Source organism: Herbiconiux daphne, from assembly GCF_024979295.1.
GTDB lineage: Bacteria > Actinomycetota > Actinomycetes > Actinomycetales > Microbacteriaceae > Herbiconiux > Herbiconiux daphnes.
Genome location: NZ_JANLCJ010000100.1, coordinates 1 through 1,344 on the forward strand (window position 1 = coordinate 1; position 1,344 = coordinate 1,344).

1 protein-coding gene is annotated in these 1,344 nt (G+C 48.9%); it reads right to left on the reverse strand.

Features of this window, described 5'->3' with window-relative positions; all coding sequences use genetic code 11:
* Positions 1–973, reverse strand: a 973-nt coding sequence (locus N1032_RS23270; RefSeq protein ID WP_259542722.1) for an AP2/ERF family transcription factor, incomplete at its 3' end; no start/stop codon positions are given.
* Between the last annotated feature and the right edge of the window lie 371 nt (positions 974–1,344).

Genomic DNA, 1,344 nt, shown 5'->3' on the forward strand with positions numbered 1-1,344 from the left:
GCTCAAACTCAGCGCAGCAATCAATAAATAGCAACATGGTGCGCTGCATTCCTTTAATCTTCTCGCTCAGGGCGTCGATTCGCGTGGCCGCCTGGCGCTTCAGATCACCGGCTTCAATCTCTGCGGCTTCGCGAAGCATTGCTTCAGCGCGGGCGCGCAGCTTGTCGGCGTCACTCATAACCAGTAATTCCGTTGTCTTCGCCGGTGGCGCAGCTGGGGCAGGGGTAGGCTCAGGAACAGCGTGAACGGCCGCCGGGGCTATCGCTTCTTCTAACTCCTCTTCCTCTTCGTCAGCCATCGCCAGCGCCGCCAGGCGTTGCGCTTCGCGTTCCTCTTCCGGCGTGCGGTACATCGGCACCGGCAGAACGTCGTCTTCCTGTTCCAGCTCAATGACCGGGGCAGGGGCGCGCTTTAATAACGGCTCTTCGCCCATAGGGGGCAATAAGCCTAATGAAATATTCGTTTTGGCGTCATTGCCGATATGGGATAAAACAAACGCGTCATATGCGCGGGCGGCTTCTTCGGCAGTTACAAATGTGCCAATAGAAACATATTTACCGTTAAAATAGATCTGGGATTTAAAGGGCTTTTTCTTACTGCTATTTGCTGATACACCACGATAACCAGTAGCGCCGATTTTATCGGCTCGTTTATCGTGTTTTAGTGCTTTATTAACCGGGCGTTCACTCTTACGAATCTTTTCACGTATTTCTAATACAGTCTTTAATTTCAAAAAACCTAAAGCCTGATTAGTATCGGCATTAGGGCCGATATAATGTAATAAAAATTCATCGTAATTATAGGCGGCCTCTTCGGCGGTATCAAAGCCGCCTTTCGACTGGCTTGTTTTACCGTCCTCATACTTCCACCCATATTTAGAACCGCGCCGCAAAACACCTTTATAACCCATGCCAGACAAATAAGCCTGGCCCTTCGATTTATTGCTGATCTCAAATGCTTTTGTACGTGCCATTTTGTTACCTGTTTAGTAAAAGTTTTTGCGTGGCTATCACGCGGGTTTTGCGGGTCTTTGCCCGCCTTGCATCTTCTAACGTGTAATGATGGCTTACAGCCTCGCCGTTAATCTTCAACGTCAAACTATAGACAAGGCCTAAGTTTATCAAGCGTTGCACCTCTTCGGCGGCTACCGTCGAGGGGGATTTAACGTAAGGCACTAAGTAAGCTCCATATCATACCGCGCCCGATAATAACGGGCGCAATAATCCTATATTTGTTTGCTTAGCAGTCGAATTATAAAAGAGCGTGTATCACGGTTTTGGAATACCTACGCGGGGTTACATCAGCGCCGTGAATGATTTAATTCTCCGCCTAGTTTCGCTTTAG